Annotated in this window: 15 protein-coding genes and 1 pseudogene; 12 read left to right on the forward strand and 4 right to left on the reverse strand. The window is 61.4% G+C overall.

What is annotated here, in order from left to right:
• Window positions 1-115: 115 nt before the first annotated feature.
• Together GRI48_RS06945 and GRI48_RS06950 are read right to left on the reverse strand one after the other, a co-directional pair.
• Window positions 116-1876, reverse strand: a complete 1761-nt coding sequence (locus GRI48_RS06945) for a TonB-dependent receptor (RefSeq protein WP_237451751.1) — start codon at window positions 1874-1876, stop codon at window positions 116-118.
• Window positions 1852-2193 (reverse strand): annotated as a pseudogene (locus GRI48_RS06950) (PAS domain-containing protein); the annotation flags it as partial. The gene GRI48_RS06945 and the pseudogene GRI48_RS06950, both read right to left, overlap by 25 nt.
• A gap of 383 nt (window positions 2194-2576) precedes the next feature.
• On the opposite strand from GRI48_RS06950, the gene dmeF reads away from it, so the two are divergent.
• From dmeF to GRI48_RS07000, 10 genes are all read left to right on the forward strand, one after another.
• Complete coding sequence (dmeF, locus tag GRI48_RS06955; RefSeq protein WP_160673267.1) at window positions 2577-3530, forward strand: CDF family Co(II)/Ni(II) efflux transporter DmeF; 954 nt, start codon at window positions 2577-2579, stop codon at window positions 3528-3530.
• A gap of 123 nt (window positions 3531-3653) precedes the next feature.
• A complete protein-coding gene (locus tag GRI48_RS06960; protein ID WP_054523295.1) occupies window positions 3654-4028 on the forward strand; it encodes a hypothetical protein in 375 nt (124 codons plus the stop codon).
• Window positions 4029-4046: 18 nt separating this feature from the next.
• On the forward strand, window positions 4047-5345 hold the full coding sequence (locus tag GRI48_RS06965; RefSeq protein ID WP_237451753.1) for a TolC family protein: 1299 nt from the start codon (window positions 4047-4049) through the stop codon (window positions 5343-5345).
• An 11-nt stretch (window positions 5346-5356) separates the two neighbouring features.
• Window positions 5357-6505: an efflux RND transporter periplasmic adaptor subunit gene (locus GRI48_RS06970; protein WP_067679325.1), complete on the forward strand. Its 1149-nt coding sequence runs from the start codon at window positions 5357-5359 to the stop codon at window positions 6503-6505.
• Window positions 6506-6542: 37 nt separating this feature from the next.
• Window positions 6543-9806, forward strand: a complete 3264-nt coding sequence (locus GRI48_RS06975; protein WP_143712266.1) for an efflux RND transporter permease subunit — start codon at window positions 6543-6545, stop codon at window positions 9804-9806.
• Window positions 9807-9828: 22 nt separating this feature from the next.
• A complete protein-coding gene (locus tag GRI48_RS06980) occupies window positions 9829-10200 on the forward strand; it encodes a SpoIIAA family protein (protein ID WP_088712475.1) in 372 nt (123 codons plus the stop codon).
• Window positions 10197-10826: a cation diffusion facilitator family transporter gene (locus GRI48_RS06985; protein ID WP_008603820.1), complete on the forward strand. Its 630-nt coding sequence runs from the start codon at window positions 10197-10199 to the stop codon at window positions 10824-10826. Before GRI48_RS06980 ends, GRI48_RS06985 begins: the two co-directional genes overlap by 4 nt.
• A gap of 15 nt (window positions 10827-10841) precedes the next feature.
• Complete coding sequence (locus tag GRI48_RS06990; protein ID WP_263435099.1) at window positions 10842-11330, forward strand: cation diffusion facilitator family transporter; 489 nt, start codon at window positions 10842-10844, stop codon at window positions 11328-11330.
• Window positions 11331-11421: 91 nt separating this feature from the next.
• Window positions 11422-13062, forward strand: coding sequence for an acetolactate synthase large subunit (locus GRI48_RS06995; protein ID WP_088712476.1), 1641 nt, complete (start codon window positions 11422-11424; stop codon window positions 13060-13062).
• Entirely contained in the window at window positions 13059-14453 is a 1395-nt protein-coding gene (locus GRI48_RS07000) for an aldehyde dehydrogenase family protein (RefSeq protein WP_088712477.1), read from the forward strand. Before GRI48_RS06995 ends, GRI48_RS07000 begins: the two co-directional genes overlap by 4 nt.
• Before the next feature lie 137 nt (window positions 14454-14590).
• Here GRI48_RS07000 and GRI48_RS07005 read toward each other — a convergent pair whose 3' ends face one another.
• Window positions 14591-14989 carry a MerR family transcriptional regulator gene (locus GRI48_RS07005; RefSeq protein ID WP_088712478.1) on the reverse strand — a complete coding sequence of 133 codons (399 nt, stop codon included), beginning with the start codon at window positions 14987-14989 and terminating at the stop codon, window positions 14591-14593.
• Window positions 14990-15064: 75 nt separating this feature from the next.
• Between GRI48_RS07005 and GRI48_RS07010 the strand changes: the two genes are divergently transcribed.
• Window positions 15065-15682, forward strand: a complete 618-nt coding sequence (locus tag GRI48_RS07010) for a cation efflux transmembrane domain-containing protein (RefSeq protein WP_160673270.1) — start codon at window positions 15065-15067, stop codon at window positions 15680-15682.
• 96 nt (window positions 15683-15778) lie between these two features.
• Entirely contained in the window at window positions 15779-17731 is a 1953-nt protein-coding gene (locus GRI48_RS07015) for a cytochrome c/FTR1 family iron permease (RefSeq protein WP_054522849.1), read from the forward strand.
• A gap of 17 nt (window positions 17732-17748) precedes the next feature.
• On the opposite strand, the gene GRI48_RS07020 is transcribed toward GRI48_RS07015, so the two are convergent.
• Window positions 17749-18240, reverse strand: a complete 492-nt coding sequence (locus tag GRI48_RS07020; protein ID WP_230782967.1) for a hypothetical protein — start codon at window positions 18238-18240, stop codon at window positions 17749-17751.
• Window positions 18241-18244: the final 4 nt, after the last annotated feature.

Here is an 18244-nt window from a genome sequence, read left to right on the forward strand (position 1 = left end):
ACACAGCGGTGTAATGCGACCAATGTCCGCTCACGGGTCGCAAGCCGAATGTCCGCTATCTGCGCCTTGTCGACCAGGACCGGACTGACCACTAGCGGCCCCATCGCAGCCCAACTTAGAAGTCGGCAGAGATGCTGGCTTTGATTGTGCGCGGGGTTCCTTGCAGCAGTGCGGCAGAAAAGACGTCGAACGCGCTGGCCCAGTACTTTTCGTTCGTGATATTATCGGCCGAAAGGCGGAGCGTGACCGGCGTGTCGTCCGCCGCGAAGACGTAGCGCGCACCGAGATCGATACGCGTCCAGCTATCGAGTTCGAGCGTGTTGGCGGCATCGACCCACTGCGGACCCGTGTGCACTGCACGCGCTGTGATCGTCGCGCCAGGCACAAAGCCCAAGTCCCACTCCAAGTCTGCATTGGCGGTGTATTCGGAAACGCCAGGTACCTCGTTGCCGCTGACGAGCTTCGCATCGGTCAGAGCTGCGCCGCCGATCAGCCTCAGGCTGGGTGTCAGATCGCCGTTGACCGTGAACTCGATGCCTTGGTGCGTCTGATCCCCGAGGTATCCGAAGCTGCCGTCGGCAAGCACACCCTCTCCCGGTCGCTCAAGGCGGTAGGCGCCGAGACCGACGAAGACATCGCCCAGTGCCAGCTTGCCTCCAACCTCGTACTGCAGCGACTTGCGGGGCGCGAGCACCTCTCCCGGATTGCTGACGAGCGCCGGATCGAGGAGCGCTGTCGGACCTTGCTGGAGCGCCTCGATCCGGTTGCCATATAGCGACAGGCCATCGAAGGGCTTGAGGACCACGCCGATTACGGGCGTGACTGCGCTTTCATCGTATTCGGTCGCCAGGTCGCCGCCGAAATAGCTGTAGCTCTTCACATTGATGGATTGCAGGCGCAGGCCCGCCGTGACCTGCAAACGGTCTTCGATCATCCCGATCGTGTCCGATGCGAAAGCACTCCAGAGCCGCGTCCGCGAAATCGGGAAGGGATCCTCAAGGTCGCCGCCGACGAGGGCCGAAGACGGCAGTTCGACCTGCGGGGCGTCGTAGATATTGGTGGCGTAGCCGGCAAAACCAGGCCCGTAACGGAAATCATAGGCGTTGCGGTTCACCTGCCAGCTGGCATTGCCGCCGAAATTGAACTCGTGGGTGATCGCTTCGCCCAACTTCACGCGGATGCCAGCTTCGACCGCTTCGTTATTGTCGGTCCGCGGGACGAACAGCGCCGTGCCGCTGGCAGCACCGCTACCGGCATCGAGAACGGTAATGCCGCCGTAAATGCCTTCCTCGCGCCCGTCGCGCGCACCGGCCCTGAAGTATGCCAATGCATTGTCGGCAAGATCGTATTCCACGGCCAGCGCGCCGAAAACATCGCGCAGTTCGGTGTAGGTGAAATCCTGCGCATAGTTCGCATCGCCATCGGGAACGGCGGGGATCGTTGCGCTTCCGACGGTGACCTTCGGCCGCAAGGCGTCGATCCGGACATTCTGGAACGCCAGGTCGAGAGCTGCCCGTAGCGGGCCACTGTCATAATCGATCGCACCGCCCACGACCTGAGTGCGGCGATCTTCACGGTCGATCGACGTTTCGCCGTCACGATAGGCTGCATTCAGGCGAACGCCCCATTCGCCGTTCTGGCCAAAGCGGCGAGCGACATCGAAGCTGCCGCCGAAGTGGGCATTCTCGCTGGCTGAAACGGTTACGCGATTGAGGTCGGTGTCTCCGGCCCTCTTGAGCTGCAGATTGACGCTTCCGCCAAGTCCCGATCCGCCCGGTGCTGCACCGTTCAGGAAGGCGCTGGCGCCGTTGAGGACCTGGACGCTTTCAAACAGTTTTGGAGGGCGGTGCGCTTCTGCTCGTCGATATCCGTACAAGTGCCGATCCAGCGCTGTATCTCACCCTGCTCGTTGAGGATCGGCAGCGCACGACCGATCATCCAGCGATAATCACCGCTGTGATGCCTCAGGCGATATTCAACCTCGTACGGTTCGCCGGTAGCGAGGCTGTGGTTCCATTTATTCCATGCATCGGCCTGGTCATCCTCATGAAACATCCCGGCCCATCCTTCGCCGTCGGTTGATCCGACAGGGACACCCGAGAATTCATACCAGCGCGCATTGTAATAATCGTGGGAGCCGTCGGGAAGAGTCGACCAAACCATCTGCGGCATGGTGTCGGCGAGCGCATGGAAAGCAGCTCCGGCGGATTGCAGCGCATGCTCTGTAGCCAAGGGCAAGACATCCGGCGCCGAGGAGGATTCGCGGCTGCCAAGCTGGAAATTCGTGATGACTTTTGCATTCATGGCCAGCTTGTGACCTTCCCGGGATGAACAGAATCGGACCGATAGGATACCTGTCGTATCTTGTTGATTTTCAAACGCTGACGCTCATCGCACAGGTAGGATTGAGAGTAAATGCAGCGGATATCGCGAGAAGTGAGGTCCTACTTTTCGCAATACCAGATTCTTGGTCTGACTGACGGGAAGGAATTACTAGGTCCGAAATTCACCTCGGTCTCGGAGTCGAACGCTCCATTCAGGTTTCGCCCTTCCGTAATACCGATTATCAGCCTCGCATGCACCACGCCGACTCTAAACCGCTCGCCCATGATCACAACTTTCTGAACGCTTCGCACGACGCGCATGAGCAGCGCACGCGCTATGTTGTCGCGTTGACCGCCGCGATGATGGTGATCGAAATTGTTGCGGGGCTGTGGACTGGATCGATGGCGCTTCTCGCCGATGGTATCCACATGGCGACCCATGCAGGTGCCTTGGGCGTCGCGGCCTTCGCCTACTGGTTTGCCAAGCGCCATGCGAACAACCCGCGTTTCACATTCGGTACCGGCAAGGTGGGCGACCTCGCCGGCTTCGCGAGCGCGCTTGTCCTCGCCATCTTCGCAATCGGGATCGCGGTTGAATCGGCTCAAAGGTTCGTCAGTCCGCTCACGATTGCCTATACCGAGGCTATCTGGATCGCCGTGCTCGGCCTCGTGGTGAACCTCGCGAGTGCCTGGCTGCTTGGTGCCGATCATCACCATGGGCATGATCACGACCATCATCATCACCACGACCATGCGCATGCCGATAACAATCTGCGCTCCGCCTATTTCCACGTGCTTGCCGATGCCCTGACCTCCGTCCTGGCTATCGTGGCCCTTCTCGCCGGCATGTACCTCGGCTGGGCATGGATGGACGCGGCAATGGGGCTGGTGGGTGCTTTCGTGATCGGGCGCTGGTCATGGTCACTGCTGCGCGATACCGCTGCCGTGCTTGTCGACGCCGAAGCGGCCTCTGAACGGTACACAGAGGTGCGCGAGGCGCTCGAGGACCGGGACGCCGCGATCGGCGATCTGCACATCTGGCGGATCGGTCCTGGCAAGTATGCAGTCATCGCCTCGCTCATCGCCGATGATCCGCTCGCGCCCGACAATTATGCCAGCCGACTTTCAGAGCATGCGGAATATGTGCACGTCACGATCGAAGTGCATCGCTGCGAGCATCCCCATCCCGAGCTTCGCGCGGCCTGATCGCGCCGTTCTAAAAGACCGAAACAGTATTGGAGGACTGTTATACTGTAACAAACGACTTATACTTCATCGTGTTACGGAGCTTGCAATCTTGATCCGGTTTGCTAGGAGCCGTCGGAATCCATGACCACAAGCTATCGTCGCCTTGTCCTGCATCCTTTCGTCGTCCTGCTCATGCTGGTCGCGATGGTGTTCGTGACGGCGGCGGATGCTGCTGCTTGCGGCGCCGAAGTGGCGCCCGGAAGCACGCCCGTTCTGGTTTCGCTCGACAGCGCGTCCGCGTCATCCGCAGCTACTGACGAAGTTCCGGGCGATCCGGATGCGCCGACCGAGCAACACGGCGTGTGTGGGCACGGCCATTGTCATCATGGGGCGAGCTTTGCCAGCACCGTGCAGAAGAATTCGGTTCCTCACTTGGTTGTGGTTCCCGATGCGCCTCCCGCCGAAGCGCTCGCTTCCGACATTGCCGACCGACTGAAGCGCCCCCCTCGCGCCTGACGACCGTCACCGCGCTGCATGCCGCAGCGCAGTTCGGATCGTCAGCAGAGGAATATTCGAAAAATGTCAGCCATTCATTGGCGAGGGGTCCTCCTTGGAGGGCTGTTCCTCGCCGCTCAAGCCACGACCGTGGCGGCGCAGGAGCGTGAGCTTCTGACGCTCGAAGCTGCGCTCGCTCGTGCGGGCATCGTCGACAGCGCAGATGAGCCCCCAGAAAATCCGCGCCTGATCGGACCGCGGGCCGAAGCCGACGCGGCGCGGGCCCTAGTCGACCAGGCGCGGCTGCGGCCCAACCCAGAAATTGCTTTCGAAGCCGAAAACATTGCCGGGAGCGGCGCGTTTTCGGGATTGCAGGCCACCGAGTATACTTTGTCCCTGAGCCAGCGGCTCGAATGGGGCGGCAAACGGGGAGCGCGCGTCCGCGCCGCCCAGGCGGAAGCGCGCGTCGCGACCCTTTCAGGAGCGCTCTCGGTTGCTCAGCTCGGGCGATCGGTGCGCGAACGCTATGTCGAAGCCGTCGCTGCGGCAGCCCGATTGGAACTCGCGCGGGACATAGTCGAGCGCAATCGCGAGCTTGCCAGGATCGCAGGCGTACTGGTCGATGTTGGGCGGGAGCCTCCTCTGCGATCGCTTCGTGCCGAAGCGGCACTTGCGGAGGCGCTCGCGGAGCTTGAAGCGGCCCTGGCTGCCGACAGTACGGCGAGGAACGCGCTCGCCGCGCTTTGGGGCGAGGCAACACCTGCTACGGACGTGCCTTCGGTGTTCCCCGAGATCGAACCTCCGGCGACGCTGCTCGCGTCACCTTCGGCCTTACGACTTCAGGTCGCCCGTGCCGAACGCGAGGCCGCGGATGCCGCGATCGCCCGGGAACGCTCTCTCGGCATTCCGGATCCGGCAATATCCGCCGGAGTCCGACGGTTCGAGGAAAGTCGAGACCAGGCGTTTCTCGTGGGGGTTTCGATCCCGCTTCCATTGCGTAATCGCAACCAGGGAAACATCGCCGCTGCCGAAGCGCGGCTTCGCGCCGCGACGGCGCGGGAAGCAATTGCCCGCACCGATTACGAACTCGAGGTCACGCAGGCCCGCGGACAATTTCTGGCAGCCGAAGCGCGGGTCGAGACCCTCGCGGAGACGTCCTTGCCCCAAGCCGAAGAAGCCTTGCGCCTCGTTCGGATTGGCTACCGCAACGGCAGGTTTCCGCTGATCGAAGTTCTGGCTGCGGCCGAAGCGCGTGACACCATCCGTGAAGCTTTGATTCAAGCTCAGGAAGATCGTGGTCGCCTGGCGGCGACACTGATCTGGCTCGGTGCACAATGAGGTATTTTCCGATGAACCGTAAACGTCTGGCCGTTGCGATCGGCCTTTCCATTCTCTTTGTAGTCGCGGCGCTCATGCTGTGGCCCGATAACGAAGCTGACCAAATCGCCGAGGAGACGAGTGAGGAGGTCGAGCTTCCCGAAGGCCTTGTCCTGCTTGGCGCCGAACAAATTGAAGCGTCCCAGATAGTGGTCGAAACCGTCGGCCAGGGATCGGCGGTCGAGCTGGTCTTCCCGGCCACCGTCGCGGCAAGCCCGACGGCAAGTGCCCGCATCGATGCCCGCGCGGCGGGCGTGGTCCGCAGTGTCGGCAAAACGCTGGGCGATTACGTGAGGCAGGGCGAGACGATTGCCCGCATCGAGAGCGCCGACGCGGCTGCTCTCGCAGCGCAGTTGAGCGCAGCGCGCGCGAGGGTCAACGAACTGTCCGCTGCCTACGATCGGGAGCGCCGCCTGTTCGAGGCCAATGTCACCGCACGGCAGGATCTCGAGGCCGCGCGAGCAAATCTGCAGGTCGCCCAGTCGGAACTTGCGCGCGCCCAGGCGGCAGTCTCCGCGGCGGGCGTTAGCGGCGACGGGCGCTCCCTTGCGGTCACGAGCCCGCTCGCAGGCCGAGTGACCTCGGCGCCTATCGTTCTCGGCTCCTTCGTCGATGCCGGGGAAGAACTCTATCAGGTCGTGAATCCGAGCGGCATGCAGGTCGAGGTTGCCCTCCCGTCGGCTGAAGCAAGCCGCATCCAGCCTGGCGACGAGGCGACGCTGGAAATCGCGGACAACCGGGAGGTGGGTGCGCGCGTGCGGTCTGTCACTCCCTCGCTCGATCCCGAAAGCCGCAGCGCTACGGCGGTCCTGTCGCTGGCAAGACCGATCCCCGGTCTGCAACCCGGGGCCTTCCTGCAGGCACGTATCCGCCCCTCGGGTGAGGTCGATACAGGCCGCATGTCGGTGCCGGAAAGTGCCGTCCAGACAATCGATGGCGCAGAAGTGGTCTTCGTTCGCACGCGCCGCGGGTTTCAAGCCCGTCCGGTGGTCACCGGTGCGCGTTCGGGAGGACGCGTGGTCATCGAGTCCGGTCTCGAAGCGCAGTGGCGGATCGCCACCGCCAATGCCTTTTTGCTGAAGGCTGAACTCGAGAAGGAGGAGGCCGAGCATGGACACTGATCACATGCAGGACGCGGATCGCTCCCACCGCCATGGCCTGATCGGCATGATCCTCGACGTCGCCGTGCGCTTTCGCTGGGCGATGGTCGTACTGACGCTCGGTGTGGCAATCTATGGCGTGGTGAATTTGCTGCGCCTGCCCATCGATGCCGTGCCCGATATCACCAATGTACAGGTGCAGATCAACACCGAGGCACCAGCCCTGTCGCCTTCGCAAGTCGAAACGCAGGTCACCTATCCCGTTGAAACCGGGCTTGCCGGTATCGAGGGTCTGGAGATGACCCGCTCAATATCGCGCAACGGGTTCAGCCAGGTGACCGCGATTTTCGAGGAAGGGACCGACATCTATTTTGCGCGTCAGCAGGTCAACGAACGGCTGACGCCCATAAGTGCCTCCCTACCCGAGGGTGCCGAACCGGTGATGGGACCCATCTCGACCGGCTTGGGCGAAGTGCTCATGTATACCATCGAGTACGAGTTTCCTGACGGCAAGGAAGCACCGCTGGGCGGAGCGGTCGGTTGGCAGTCCGACGGGAGCTTTGTGACCGAACGTGGCGACCGGCTCGACAGCGATGTTGCCAAGGCTGCCTATCTGCGAACCATCCAGGACTGGGTGGTTGCCCCCCTCATGCGGTCGGTCGACGGTGTGGCGGGTGTCGACTCGATCGGCGGCTTCGAAAAGCAATACCTTGTCCAACCCGATCCCGCGCGATTGACCGGGTACGGTTTATCGTTCGACGAAGTGATCGATGCGCTGGAAGCGGCCAATCTCGCCGAAGGGGCCAATTTCGTCGAGCGGGCAGGCGAAGCCCTCCTCGCCCGAGTTGATGCGCGCCTCGGCAGTGTCGAGGATATCGAGCAGGCGGTCGTTTCTACACGCGAAGGAGTCCCCATTCGCGTAGGAGACGTCGCCACGGTCAGCATCGGTGGCGACCTGCGAACGGGCGCGGCGTCGCTGAACGGCGATGAAGCGGTCGTGGGCACCGTGCTCATGCGCGCGGGCGAGAACAGCCGCACCGTGTCGGCCCAGGCGGCCGAACGGCTCGAGGAAGTTCGCAGCTCCCTGCCGGAAGGAATTGTCGCGGAGATCGTCTACAACCGGTCTTCGCTGGTCGATGCGACGATCGCGACCGTCGAGAAGAATCTCGTTGAAGGCGCGCTTCTGGTGATCGCGATCCTGTTCTTGCTGCTGGGCAACATCCGGGCAGCGATCATCGCGGCGCTGGTCATTCCCTTTTCCATGCTGATGGCATCGATCGGAATGAACCGGCTCGGCGTGTCGGGCAATCTCATGAGCCTGGGTGCGCTGGACTTCGGCCTGATCGTCGATGGTGCCGTCATTATCGTCGAGAACAGTGTCGCGAGGCTCGCGGCCCGGCAGGAACACGAAGGCCGGCTTCTCACACTGGGCGAAAGGTTGACGGAAACGCGGCTTGCCGCGCAGGAAATGATCAAGCCGACTGTGTACGGGCAGGCGATCATACTTCTCGTCTTCGCACCGCTTCTGACCTTTACCGGAGTCGAAGGCAAAACCTTCTCGCCCATGGCGATCACGGTCATGCTCGCCCTCGCCTCGGCGTTCGTGTTGTCGCTGACCTTCGTCCCGGCAATGATCGCCATCCTGCTCAACAAGAAGCTGACGGAAAAGGAGGTCAAGCCGATCCGGATCGCCAAGGAGCGATACGGACCGCTGGTCCGCAAGGCGATCACCCGCCCTTGGCCGGTCATCGGCATGGGCGTCGGCATCTTCGCCTTTGCGGCCTTCGTGTTCAGCTTCCTCGGGAGCGAATTCACACCGCAATTGGACGAGCGCGACATCGCCGTGCAATCGCTGCGTATTCCTTCGACCTCGCTCGAACGTTCGCTCGCGATGCAAAGGCGGGTCGAGGACCGGCTCGAGCAGTTTGAGCAGGTCCAGCTCGTCTTTTCGCGGACGGGCACGGCAGAAGTGGCTAGTGACCCGATGCCGCCGAACGCTTCCGATGCGTATGTGATCCTCAAACCCCGTGAGGAATGGCCCGATCCCGACCTCGCCAAGGACGAGTTGGTCGCGCAAATGGAGAGCGCCCTCAGCAGTCTCGTCGGCAACCTTTACGAGTTCAGCCAACCGATCGAATTGCGGTTCAACGAATTGATCGCAGGCGTTCGCGGAGATGTTGCCGTCAAGATCTACGGAGACGATCTCAGCGCCATGACCTCAGCGGCGAACGAGGTTGCGGGCGTGCTGCGCAATGTCGACGGCGCCGCGGACGTCAAGGTCCAGCAAGTGACCGGGTTCCCCACCCTCGATATTGCCTTCGATCGGCCAGCGATTGCCCGTTACGGGCTGAAGGTCGAAGACGTTGCGCAATCGGTGGCGATCGCACTGGGCGGTCGGCCTGCGGGCCTCGTTTTCGAAGGCGATCGCCGCTTCGATGTGGTTGTGCGGTTGTCGGACGCGACCCGCGACGATTTCGACCAGTTGGGTGCTTTGCCGGTGCTGCTCCCGAACGGGGCAACCATACCGCTACGCTCGGTTGCCGAGTTCCGTGTGGTGGATGGTCTCGCGGAGGTTCGCCGGGAACAGGGACGCAGACTGGTGATCGTCTCGTCCAACGTGCGAGAACGCGACCTCGGGTCTTTTGTAGAAGAGGCCCAGGAAAGGGTTGCGGCGCAAGTCGAACTGCCCGCTGCCGCGTTTATCGAGTGGGGCGGTCAATACCAGAACCTCCAAGCTGCCCAGGAAAGACTTCAGATCGTCATTCCCATCGCGTTCGCGGTCATTCTCCTGTTGCTCTACATGGCGGTCGGGGGCTGGGTGCCGGCGCTCGCCGTATTCAGCGCGATCCCGCTGGCCCTGGCAGGCGGAATATTCTCCTTGGCCCTGCGCGGGATGCCATTCTCGGTTTCTGCGGCGGTAGGCTTTATCGCCCTGTCGGGCGTAGCGACCTTGAATGGCCTCGTGATGGTGACTGCGATCCGTCAGCGGCTCGACAAGGGCATGGCGCTCGATGACGCCATCGTGGCCGGTGGCCTGGCGCGCCTGAGGCCGGTTCTCATGACCGCGCTCGTTGCATCGCTCGGCTTCGTGCCGATGGCGATTGCGACGGGGACCGGCGCGGAAGTGCAGCGTCCTTTGGCGACAGTGGTCATCGGAGGGTTGATCACCGCTACCGCTCTGACCCTCTTCGTCTTGCCCGCAATTTTGAAGCTGGTTTTCAGTACCAGAGAAGATGACCGGACCTGGCGACAGCGCTGGTGGGATCGGCTGCGGCGCAACGTGACAAGCGATGAGCAGCGCGAGCTGAAGGACATCGCATGACCGATCGGGAAAGGAAAAAACGGTGCTGGCACTGAAGGAAGAGAACGGACTGCTCTGGATACGCGCCGGAGGCAGGCTGGGGGATGAAGCCTATGACCGCTTTGTTCCCCAATTCGAACATATCGCAGAGCGCGAGGCCGGTACCGTCCCGATGGTGATCGAGCTCGCGCCTGACTTTTCGGGTTGGAACTTCGGAGGTCTCTGGCGCGATCTCAAGTTCGACATCCGGCATAAGGATTGTTTCGGCCGGATCGCCATAATCGGCGACAGCGAATGGGAAGAGTGGGGCACGAAATTGTCATCCTCACTCTTCCGCACCGAAATGAAGTTCTTCCGGCCAACACAGCGTAGTCATGCGGAAAGCTGGGTACAAACCGGGGAGGACGCAGCATGAGTGGCGGACATGAGGTCGATGTCGGGTCGCCTGAAAAGCGCAAGACCCTGTGGGTTGTCCTGTGGCTTAACGTGGCCATCGCGATCGGCTTTTTCGCGGTCGGGTATTTTGCCGATTCTAATGCGCTGTTGGCGAACGGCCTCGATAATTCATCCGATGCCATCGTTTATGCGCTCAGCCTGCTCGCGCTGACCCGCTCACGGACCTGGAAACGCGGGGCCGCACGTTTCTCCGGCATCATGCTGCTGATCTTCTCTGCTGGGGTTATCTTCGATGCTTACCGACGGTTTGTGGAAGGGTCCGATCCGGGCGGGATATTGATGATGGCGATGGCGTTCATCGCGGGGATGGTCAATCTCTATTGCCTGCGCCTGCTGCAGAAGATGGAGAACAAGGACGTCAATATGCGGGCGGCGACCACCTTCAGCTTCAACGACTTTATCTCTAATGGCGGGATCATTATCGCCGGCATCATTGTGATGCTGACCGGAACCAACTGGCCCGACCTCGTTGTGGGCATCGCGGTAGCTTGCATCGCTCTCTATGGCGGCATCGAGATTCTGCGCGACGCTCACATGGATAGCCACGACGATGCGGGAACCAAACACGGCGAGAAGAGGAATTGACCCTATTCGATCTTCCTGCACAATGTGTCCGATGCGCTGGCTTCGGCCGGTGTGATCGTGGCTGGCGTGCTCATTCTGCGATACGAACTTTATATCGCCGATCTGACCATCACGGTGGTCATTGGTGACTTTGTGATCTGGCAGGGCGTTACTTTGTTGCCTCGCACGGTGCGTCTCTTGATGGGCGCGGTGCCGGACGAAAGCGAGTTCGATCGCATTGTGAGCGACCTGCGTGACGCAGAAGGCGTGGCCGACGTCCATCACGTCCAAGTCTGGAGCATCAGCGAGCATTATCGCGCGCTTGAGGCGCATGTCGTTCCTGCCGAATCTTCGTTGCAGGCTTTCGAGGATGTGAAGGCGCGGGCTCGCGGTATGCTCGAGACGCGGCACGCCATCACCCATGCAACGTTCGAAGCCTGCCTCGCTGCCAACTGTGATCCGGTTATGGTCCCGGGCCATCAGGTCGAAAAGAACCAATGCCAAGACCATGATCACGACCATTGACAAGCGCGGCGATCAGGTCGGCCGCTGCAAGCAAGCAGTTTGGTAGCGCACGGCATGAACCGCCCTGCAACTCGTAAATGAGGACCGACGAATGAAAGCTTCCGATCTTATGGTCGCCGCGCTCGAGGCAGAGGGTGTCGAGTATGTTTTCGCCGTTCCAGGCGAAGAGAACCTGGATCTTCTGGAATCGCTGCGAACTTCCACCATCACGCTGGTTCTGGCCCGTCACGAACAGGGCGCTGGCTTCATGGCGGCAACTTATGGCCGCCTGACCGGCAAGGCAGGTGTGTGCCTGGCAACACTCGGGCCAGGTGCCACGAACCTGACCACACCGGCGGCCTATGCCGCGCTCGGAGCCTTCCCGCTCGTGATCATTACCGGGCAGAAACCGATCAAGACCTCGAAACAGGCCCAGTTCCAGATTGTCGACGTCGTTTCCCTGTTCACCCCGCTGTGCAAGGCTTCGACCCAGATCGTGAACGGCAATCGCATTCCCTCGCTCGTTCGCGAAGGTTTCCGTCTGGCGCAGGAAGAAAGGCCGGGCGCTGTACTGCTCGAGCTGCCGGAAGATATCGCTGAAGAGGAAACGATCGAACCGGTCATACCTCCGCATTACAGGCGTTATGCGGTCGCCGGAGATGCTGCGCTCGACGAAGCGGCCGAGCGCATCATCGCGGCTGAGCGGCCATTGCTCCTGATCGGTGCCGGAGCGAACCGCCGCCGCGCTTCGAAAGCGTTGCGCAAATTCGTGTCTGATACCGGCTTTCCATTCTTCGACACCCAGATGGGCAAGGGCGTGGTCGATGAAGATAGCGAGCTCTATCTGGGCACCGCGGCGCTATCGTCGGGCGATTATGTTCACTGCGCAATCGAAAAGGCCGATCTGATCGTCAATATCGGTCACGACGTGGTGGAGAAGCCGCCCTTCTTCATGGAGCCGGGCGGGCAGACCGTCATCCATATCAATTACAAGGCAGCCGAAGTCGATCAGGTCTACTTCCCGCAGCTCGAGGTCATCGGCGACATCGCCGGATCGGTCGAGCGGCTGGGAAACCGCCTGGATGGCAAGCTGCAGTGCGACCGCAGCTATTATACCGCCCTGCATCACGAGATTGCATCGCACATCTCCGAGACCAGCGACGACGAACGTTTTCCAATGGTCCCCCAGCGCGTGGTTGCCGACGTACGCAGCGTAATGGCGCGCGATGATATCGTTGCGCTCGACAACGGCATCTACAAGATCTGGTTCGCCAGAAACTACATCGCCCACGAGCCTGGCACCATCCTGCTCGACAATGCATTGGCGACGATGGGTGCTGGCCTTCCATCCGCCATGATGGCTGCGATGCTGGCGCCGGGGCGCAGAGTGCTCGCGGTATGCGGCGATGGCGGGTTCATGATGAACTCGCAGGAACTGGAAACGGCCGTCAGGCTTGGACTGAACCTTGTCGTTCTCGTTCTGAACGATGCAGCATACGGCATGATCCGCTGGAAGCAGGACCAGCTCGGCTTTCCGGACTACGGCCTGACCTTTTCCAATCCCGACTTCGTCACCTACGCACAAAGCTATGGAGCGACCGGTCACCGGGTCGAACGGAGCGCAGATCTTGTGGCGGTCCTGAACGACGCATTCGAGGCTGGCGGCGTGCATCTCGTCGATCTGCCCGTCGACTATTCCGAAAACAAGAAGGTGCTGATTGATGAACTCGGCGCAAAGGTGTGTGAGCTATGAAGACGATCGTTCACAATCCGTTCGACCGCGAGCCGGTTGCAGAAGTGCCGCTAATCGACTGGCCTCAAATCGATGAATGGCTGAGTGAAGCGCAGTTGCTCCACCGCGACCGCCATGGCTGGCTTGCCGTGCACGAGCGTATCGCCATCCTCCGGCGGGCTGCGGATATCATGCGCGAACGAGCCCAGGATCTGGCTCTCCAGATCGTCAGGGAGGGCGGCAAACCCCTGGTCGATGCGCGCGTGGAAGCCGGTCGCGCGATCAGCAGCGTCGACTTGTGCGTTCAGGCGCTCAGCGATGGCGGCGGCCACGAGATCCCCATGGACCTGACAGAAGCGGGTGCGGGAAGGACGGCATATACCTTCCGCGAGCCGATCGGTCCTGTCGTGGCGATCTCGGCATTCAATCACCCCCTCAACCTGATCGTCCATCAGGTTGCACCGGCGGTAGCAGCCGGGTGCCCCGTTCTCATCAAGCCTGCGCTGGAAACGCCTCTGTCATGCCAGAGCTTCGTGAGCATTCTCCATGAAGCCGGCCTGCCCGAGGCCTGGTGCCGGTTCGCACCTTGCGGCAACGATATCGCCGAAAGAATGGTAACCGATCCGCGCACGGCGTTCTTCTCATTCATCGGTTCTGCGAAAATCGGCTGGATGCTTCGCTCGAAGCTGGCGCCGGGGACCCGCATTGCTCTCGAGCACGGCGGCGCGGCGCCGGTAATCGTGGACAACGGCGTGGAGCGCGCAGCAGTGATCGCCTCGTTGCTTAAAGGCGGGTTCTATCATTCGGGTCAGGTCTGCGTTTCCGTACAGCGCGTATTCGTCCCTGCTGCAGAATTGAAAGACTTCGCCAATGACCTAGGGCGAGCTGCCGAAAAGCTGGTCGTGGGCGATCCCGCCGATGCTCAGACCCAATGCGGACCCCTGATCCGAACGGAGGAAGTTGACCGCGTCGAACGCTGGGTCGATGAAGCCATCGCAGCAGGCGGCACCCTGGTGTGCGGGGGAAGCCGTCTGAGTGATACTCTTTTCTCCCCGACCGTCATTGTCGATCCTCCCGAAAGTTCCAAGGTATCCCAGGAAGAAATCTTCGGCCCCGTGATCTGCGTGTATGGCTATGACGATATCGACCTGGCTATCAAGCAGGCCAATGCCCTGCCTTACGCCTTTCAGGCCGCTGTATTCACGGATCGCCTGTCAATCGCCAATCATTGCATACAGTCTCTGGCGGGATCGGCTGTGATGGTGAACGACCATACGGCATTCCGCGTCGACTGGATGCCTTTTGCAGGGCTGCGCCGCTCCGGGCTTGGCGTCGGCGGGATCCCCTACACTATGGCGGATATGAGCATTGAAAAAATGGCCGTCTGGAACTGGCCGACAGCAGCATCATAACCCGTTCGACAGACCCGGGATGGCGACACGGGCAGCTTCGCACCCGTCGGCCTTTCCCGAAGTTAAGTCTCTTAGGGGCGGCGGACAAAAGCCGTGCATCGGCGAGCCTGACCGAACTGGCGCACGAGGCGCGGGCATCAAGGCTCGGTGGTACCGGCAAGTACATCGATGATGCGACAATCGCCTACCGTGTCTTGCTCGCAGGCAGCGATCATGCGCCCAAGCTCCGTCCGCAACGCCTCCAGGCTGGCGATCTTGCGCTCGACTTCGCCGAGATGGCTTCTGGCCAGAGCGTCAATGCCCGCGCAGGACCGGTCGGCATCATCGGAGAGATCGAGCAATTCCCTGATGCGTGCCATCGAGAAGCCTAGATCACGCGCGCGCCGTATGAAGTTAAGGCGCGCTTCCTCTGCAGGTCCATAGTCGCGATAATTGGCCTTAGTGCGCGGAGGGGCAGCGAGGATACCCTCGCGCTCGTAGAAGCGGATTGTTTCGGATTTGACGCCGGTTATCCGGGCAAGTTGACCAATTCTCATGACAAAGGCTCCTACCGCTTGACCTTGTAGTTACTACAAGGTGCATAGGGCGGATCGACGCAAGGAGTCGAGTAAATGGGAAACACCTGCTGCGGTCCCGATGAGGCCGGTGCAAGCACCAACGATCCGACATGGCGGCGCATTCTGTGGATCGCGCTGGGCCTTAATGCAATCATGTTCGGCGTGGAGATCGTGGCAGGCATTGCTGCAGATTCGCGCGCCTTGCAGGCCGACGCGCTCGACTTTCTCGGTGATGCGGCAAACTATGCTATCAGTCTTGGCGTAGCGGGGATGGCGCTCGTCTGGCGCGCACGTGCGGCTCTCGTAAAGGCGGCGACCATGCTGGCTTTCGGCCTGTGGGTGCTCGGCTCGGCCATCTGGGGTTTCTTTGTCGGGGCGTCGCCCGACCCGGGAACGATGGGCGCCATCGGTTCTCTTGCTCTGGCGGTAAATCTCGCCGTCGCCGCGATGCTGTTCCGGTATCGCTCGGGCGATGCGAACATGCGCTCGGTGTGGATCTGTTCGCGCAACGACGCGATCGGTAATATCGCCGTGCTGGCGGCAGCGATTGGCGTTTTCGGCACCGGCCGTGCGTGGCCCGATCTGGTTGTGGCGAGCATCATGGCAGGACTGGCGGTGTGGGGAAGTGCCGAAGTCTTCAATCAGGCACGCGGCGAACTGCGCTCTACCTAAACTCCAGAATATCCCCGCGATCGGGGGTTGGAGGAAATACATTTCCGTCTACACCCTGCTATTGCGAATTAATTGCAACAGATATAGAGACCCCTCATGCATCGCATCGTCTCCGCCACCGTCCATCCGGCACTGCGGCTCATTCTGCTGGCGCTTGCGCTGTGTCTGTCCGTCACCGCGAACGCGGAAGAACCCGACGTGCGAACCACCTGGCGTCTGCTCGATTATATCGCGGTCGACTACGCCTCCGCCGTTTCCGAGGGACGTGTTGCCGACGAATTCGAATATCGCGAAATGGTGGAGTTTTCCGATGTCGTGGCGCGGCAGATCGCTGCATTGCCGGATACTAAAGACAATCAAGCACTCATCCGCCGATCGGACCAGCTGCGAGCTCTGATCGCCAATAAGGAACCCGCCGAGCGAGTTGGGCGCTTAGCGCGCGCGCTGGCAGCCTCGTTGCTGACAGCCTACCCGGTTCCGCTTGCCCCTTCGCAAGCGCCCGACCTTGACCGCGCCCGCACTCTCTTCGCGCAGAACTGCGCCTCGTGTCACGGCGCCGCCGGAAGTGCGCCACCGGCCGCAATGCAGGCACTTGATCCCCCGCCGATCGACTTCACCGATATCGACCGGGCGCGGCAGCGCAGTGCGTTCGGGCTTTACCAGGTCATCACGCAAGGGCTGGAAGGAACGTCCATGGCCAGCTTCGCATCGCTGTCCGACGAGGATCGCTGGGCGCTTGCATTCCATGCCGGCAGCATTGCTTTTGAAGATGTGGCCAAGGGCGAGCGTATTTGGCGGGAAGATGATGGCATACGCCAGCTTGTCCCCGATCTCGAGACGCTCGCCGCGCTCACACCGGAAAGTCTGGCCGAGCAGATCGGCGAGGACCGTGCGCTCGCCGTCATGGCCTATCTTCGCGCCAATCCCGATGCGGTGGGACAGGCAAATGACGCAGGTTCGCTCGCCTTCGTTCGCGATACGCTCGATCGCAGCCTGTCAGCTTATCGGGCTGGCAACCGAGAGGAAGCGCGGCAGCTTGCCCTGTCTGCCTATCTCGACGGGTTTGAACCCCTGGAGGCCCTCCTGGCAACGCGCGATGGCGGTTTGATGCGGGAGGTAGAACAGGCGCTCGGGCAATTCCGGGCCGGAATAGAGTCCGGTGCGAATCCATCCGAACTACAGCAACTAAGGGCTCGCATCGATAGTCTGTTGGCAAGAGCCGAGGAAGCGTTGGCTCCTGAGGCGGCCAGCGAAATCTCGACCTTTCTCGGGGCGTTCACCATTCTCCTGCGCGAGGGGATCGAAGCAATTCTGGTTGTGATCGCCATGATCGCCTTCGTGAAAAAGTCGCAGCGCTCCGAGGTATTGCCCTATATCCATGGTGGGTGGATCGCTGCTCTTTTCGCAGGTGTCGCCACCTGGGTCGTAGCAACCTACTTCGTAAGCATCAGCGGGGCGAGCCGCGAGATGACCGAAGGGATCGGCGCGCTGCTTGCGGCTGTCATTCTCGTATCGGTCGGGATCTGGATGCACGGCAAATCCCAGGCCGAGGAGTGGCGGCGCTATATCCAGGAAAAAATGGGCAAGGCGCTTTCGCGCGGATCGGCATGGTTTCTCTTTGGTCTTGCATTCGTGGTCGTCTACCGGGAAGCGTTCGAGACTATTCTGTTCTACGCTGCCCTGTGGAACCCGCAGAGCAGCGGCATCATATTGGCAGGTGCCTTGTCCGCAGTCGCGCTGCTAGCGTTCATCGCATGGGTTATGCTGCGCTACAGCCGCAAACTGCCGATCACCCAGTTCTTCCGCTATAGTGCTATCCTGATTGCGATCCTTGCGGTCATTCTCGCGGGCAAGGGCGTGGGCGCTTTCCAGGAGGCCGGAGTTCTTTCCGCCACTTTCATTGCCGGCTTGCCGCGCCTCGCCGAACTCGGCTTCTTCCCGACTGTCGAGACGATCGGCGCGCAATTGCTCACGCTGCTCGCTCTGATTGCCGGATTTCGGATAAGTCGATCACCATCGGGACCGCAGCCGGCAGCTGTCGAGGGATAGGTGATCCCGGTTTGCGATCAGCGGGGTCCGGTGCCGAGACGGCGCGCGAGCCACAAGGAGGCTGTGGGAACCGCGACCCACATCGCGATCGGTATGAGACCGATTTTGGTTCCGGGCACAAGCGGCATGATTGCACTATAGGACCACCCCCAGTCGGCACCGACAGCCAGCACTTCGACCATGGCAGTAATGGCCAGGCCGATTCCCAGGAACACGACAAAACGCGAGATCGGCCAGTCTACGAGCCACGGCGTTTTACCACTGCCGACAGAGGCGCCGAGATAAGCGGCCACCATGATCCCGGCATCGCCGAACGAGGCCAGGCCGCAGCGACGTGCTGCCTCGGCAGGCGACAGACCTCCCGACTGGTAGAAAGGAAGCTGGAGCATCTCCCAGGCGAAAGCGATGAGAATTCCGAATATCGCGATCCAGAGGGCTGGATGAGCACCGCGCCATTCGCGCGATTCCTCAGAGATTTGGTCCTGATCCTGCATCGTCTGATTCGTCACTCCT

The organism is Qipengyuania oceanensis (genome assembly GCF_009827535.1).
Lineage (GTDB): Bacteria > Pseudomonadota > Alphaproteobacteria > Sphingomonadales > Sphingomonadaceae > Qipengyuania_C > Qipengyuania_C oceanensis.